This window comes from Microcystis sp. M53598_WE2, assembly GCF_030067735.1.
In the GTDB taxonomy this organism is placed as follows: Bacteria; Cyanobacteriota; Cyanobacteriia; order Cyanobacteriales; family Microcystaceae; genus Microcystis; species Microcystis aeruginosa.
Window position 1 is genome coordinate 1 of sequence record NZ_JASJFE010000790.1, and the last position, 4109, is coordinate 4109.

A 4109-nucleotide genomic window follows, 5' to 3' on the forward strand; every position below is an offset into this window, starting at 1 on the left:
AACTGATAACTGATAACTGATAACTGATAACTGATTACTGATTACTGATAGCTAAAAAAATCTTTAAACTTCTAATAAATTTTCTAGGCGATCGAGAACGATATCGGTGATACACTTAATCCGGTATAAACAGGCTTTAGTATCTGTGGAGTTGAAAGTGCCATTTTCCCAATATTTGTTACTACCGGCACCACCCCCGCAAACCCCAAAATAATCGCATTTTTGCCGACATAAATCGACTCCACCGCGCATATCAGCGTAAATTTGTTGAAATTTCTCAGTTTCACAGATAGATTCCAGGGAATCGGTCAAAACATTACCAAAGATAAAATCGCCGTAGGGTTGGGTTTTAATCGATAGTAATTCCGGATCAAAGGTGGAAAAATTACCTTGATTATCAAAATTGACAATCATAAAAGGTCGATTCATATCGGTATTTTCTAAGCGTTCATCGGCATAAATTAAACTACAGATCGATTCAAATTCCCGCAGCTTATATTCTCCTTGTTTGGCCGTGACTAACTCCCAAAATCTGGCGATAAACTGGCGATAACGTTGTTCAATCCCTAATTTATCTAAGGAAGATTGCGAATGAATACCCTCGGTTTCTTCCATATTAAAAGCCACATCGGTAAGACCATGATCCCAAAAAAAGTTAAAAATTTCGTCGGGATAGTCGAGAGAATCTTCTGTTAAAACAGCGATGATACTGACATCAATTTCATGTTTTTGCAAGAAAGAAATCCCCCGCATTGTAGCAGCATGACTGCCAGTTCCCTTGCGGTTTTGCCGGTGGATATCGTGAATAAAGGCCGGTCCATCAAGACTGACTCCCACATAAACATCATGCTTTTTAAATAATTGACACCAAGCATCGTTAATATAAGTGGCGTTAGTTTGTACTGAATGACGAAAACAGTAACCCTGCTGATTATATTTCTCGCTAACTTCCGCAATTTTGGCGAAAGCACTTTCATAAAAACTGATGGGAACTGCTAAGGGTTCGCCGGCGTGCCAGCAAATGGTAAAATCATCTTGGAGAAAACGACTACTAAAAACCCTCTGAAAAATCGGCTCGATTAAATCTAAGGATAAGGTATTTTTTAAGTGGCGATCGGGTAAATAACAATAATCACAATTGAGATTACAAAAAGAAGTCGGCTGCACGACTACTAAAGTAATTGGACCACAATCCGACCAATCTATATTTGTGTTTTTTTCCATCATTCTATTTTTAAAATTCTCCCTTAAATATGATAACCGATAACCGATAACCGATTCTGGGAATTGTATCTTAATTCTACCTATACTATTTCCTATTCCCTCAATAATAAATAATATAACTGACCGGGAGTATTAATTAAACCGGCTCGCTCACCCGCATTTTTTCCTGTTCCCATAAAAATATCTACCCTCCCAGTACCTTTAATCGCACTGCCAGTATCTTGATCGAGAACATAGCGACTAACTAATTTTTTATTAAGATTTCCCTCGGGAATTTCTGTCTCAATTACTGCTAAAGCACCGGGGGGAAAAATACTTTTATCTGTAGCGATCGATCTTTCCGGTAAAACCGGAACTCCAATACTACCAGTGGCAGCTGCGCCGTGGGTTTCTCGAAAGAAAATAAACCGATTATTGCGGGGAATATAATTCTTTAATTGCTCAGGATTATTTCTGAGAAAATCCAAAACCATTGGTAAGGTTAAACCCTCAGCAGGAAAAATACCATCGGCAATCATTTCTTTTCCCAGACTTGTGTAGGGATGCTCGGTATTGCCATCAAAACCGATGCTCATAATTTGACCATTAGGTAAACGTAATTTCGCCGAACCTTGCACATGAACTAAATAAGCTTCTAAGCGATCTTTTAACCAGACTAATTCGTATCTCGAGAGACGGCTATTTTCCCCCAGTAAACCATCTTTTCCCTCTAATTCTACCCTAGCTGGATGGGGTTTTGACCAGCGAGAAAAGTTAGCAGGTCGGCGATAAAGAGGATATTTATACTCGGCGTTTTTTTGCCGACTTGCTTGATAAATTGGCTCAAAATAACCAGTAAATTTAACATTTCCCTGGCTATCATTACCCAAAGAACGATACCAAATAAATTCTTTTTTAACTGCCTTTTGTAGAGCTGCGGGAGTGGGAGAATTCTGCACTAATTGACGAAAACGGACTAAGGAACGCTGCACTCGCTGACGAGTTATTTCAGGAATAGGATAATTTTGATAGGCGCGGATCGCCGCCGAGCTATTCAGATAACGTAAACTATGATCGATCGCTTGTAGGAGGGTTTTTTTGTCCGTTAGCAGTCGTTCATCGTATCCCGTAGATGTTCCTAATTGTGAGATTTCAAAACGTTCTAGGGGCAAATTTGCGGGGGTGAGGGCAATTAATCCCAAGCTGAGGGGGAGGAGTGTCAAAAGGTGTTTCATGGTGACAGGAGTGGGCAGCTATTGACTCGATTAACAATCAAGAAGGATAAATGAGAAAAGTTGTTTCTTGTTTATATTATGAGGATAGTTGTTGCCGATAAATCTTAATTTGTTCCAAGCGAGGGCCGACCTTAGAAATGATGGTAAATTCTAAATTTTGGTAATATAATTGTTCTCCCACCTTCGGTATTTTTTGCCAATGATGGAGGACAAAACCAGCTAGGGTTTGGTATTCATCGGCCAAGGGTAAACTTAAATTTAATGCTTTGTTCACGTCCTCTAAATTCATTTGTGCTTGTACGAGAAAAGTCGATTCATCGAGGAGTTGATATTTTACTGTTCCTGATTCATCACTAGGGGAAAAAGTTCCCAGAATCTCACCGATTAAATCTTTTAGGGTTAATAAACCGGCTGTTCTGCCAAATTCATCGACAATGATAACCATCTTTAAGGATGATTCCCGCATCACTGTTAGTAATTCATTTAAAGCAGTGGTTTCGGGGAAAAAACGCACAGGTTTTAACCAAGGTTTAATCGGGGTTGTTAAATTTAACTGACCCTGAGCAAGGGGTAAAGCTAAATCTTTAAAATCGATCAGACCACGGATATCATCACCGGAATCTCCTTCCACAGGATAACAAGAATAGCCACTGTTAACTACTTGGAGCAATAATTCCTCAAAAGTTGCGGTCGAGGAAATAGCTACTAAACGGTTATGGGGAACCATGATTTCCGCGGCAGTGATTTCGCTAAACTGGAAAACATTATTTAAAATTTTCCTTTCCGCTGCTTCTAATCCCGTTAATTCCCCTTCCATGCTGATAATTAATTGTAATTCCTCGGAAGTTACCCGACTAGAACGCTGTAGATCTACTTCGGGGATACGGGTTAAAACCAATAAAAAACGAGTTGATTGGTTAAGAATACCGATAAAAGGCTTAAAAATTCGGGAAATAACGCCAATAGGTGCTGCTAATAATCGCGCCATCGGTTCGGCATAAATTAAAGCTAGGGATTTGGGATAAAGTTCCCCAAAAACTATCTGGAGATAGGCCACGATTAAAAAAGCTAGACAAAGAGAGAAACCATGGGAGAGAAGATTTTGCCAGTTTAAGGAAAAGGGTAAAAAACTTAGTAATTTCCTCACAAAAACGGTCATGGTACTCTCCCCGATCCAACCTAAAGCTAAACTAGAAAGGGTGATGCCTAATTGGGTAGTGGAAAGTAAGCGATCGAGACTTCTTTGTAGAGATTGGACCGTCTGCGCTGGCACATCTCCCGCAGCCACTAGCTGACTGACGCGGGTACGACGGACAGACACAAGCGAAAATTCGGCCGCTACGAAAAAAGCATTGAGCGCGATTAGTAAAAAGACTAAAATTAAACGAGTCAATAAATCCTGATTATCCATAGCGAAAAGGCAAAATTCGCCTTTTTTAAAGCCTATCCTTTGGTTTCGTCCTTTGATTGCGGTTTGTTTTTCTGTTGTTGCATATAAACTCTCACTCTTTTCAGCACCTCTTCTTCCTTCACGGGGATAAAAGTTTGATTGCGACCATAACTGGTGCGATCGTTGGTAAACTTTTTAGCGGGGTTGATATCTGGTTGACTGACTCCCTTCAGGGAGGCGATTCCCAATTGATAGGCTACCCAACCGCTACCGAAGCCGGC

4 protein-coding genes are annotated in these 4109 nt (G+C 40.2%); all 4 read right to left on the reverse strand.

Features of this window, described 5'->3' with window-relative positions; all coding sequences use genetic code 11:
* Positions 1-63 precede the first annotated feature (63 nt).
* Positions 64-1224, reverse strand: a complete 1161-nt coding sequence (grrM, locus tag PX636_RS16125) for a cyclophane-forming radical SAM/SPASM peptide maturase GrrM/OscB (protein WP_288117821.1) — start codon at positions 1222-1224, stop codon at positions 64-66.
* Between the two features lie 92 nt (positions 1225-1316).
* Positions 1317-2438, reverse strand: coding sequence for a murein transglycosylase A (mltA, locus tag PX636_RS16130; RefSeq protein ID WP_288117815.1), 1122 nt, complete (start codon positions 2436-2438; stop codon positions 1317-1319).
* A 76-nt stretch (positions 2439-2514) separates the two neighbouring features.
* The gene (locus PX636_RS16135) at positions 2515-3849 is read right to left on the reverse strand and encodes a hemolysin family protein (RefSeq protein WP_288117817.1); all 1335 of its coding nucleotides are present in this window, start codon (positions 3847-3849) and stop codon (positions 2515-2517) included.
* A gap of 32 nt (positions 3850-3881) precedes the next feature.
* On the reverse strand, positions 3882-4109 hold a 228-nt coding region (locus PX636_RS16140; protein WP_288117819.1), incomplete at its 5' end, for a hypothetical protein.

Excerpts from the sequence above, each read along its gene's own strand:
- mltA (WP_288117815.1), bottom strand. The coding sequence starts at position 2,438 with ATGAAACACCTTTTGACACTCCTCCCCCTCAGCTTGGGATTAATTGCC.
- PX636_RS16135 (WP_288117817.1), bottom strand. The coding sequence starts at position 3,849 with ATGGATAATCAGGATTTATTGACTCGTTTAATTTTAGTCTTTTTACTA.
- grrM (WP_288117821.1), bottom strand. The coding sequence starts at position 1,224 with ATGGAAAAAAACACAAATATAGATTGGTCGGATTGTGGTCCAATTACT.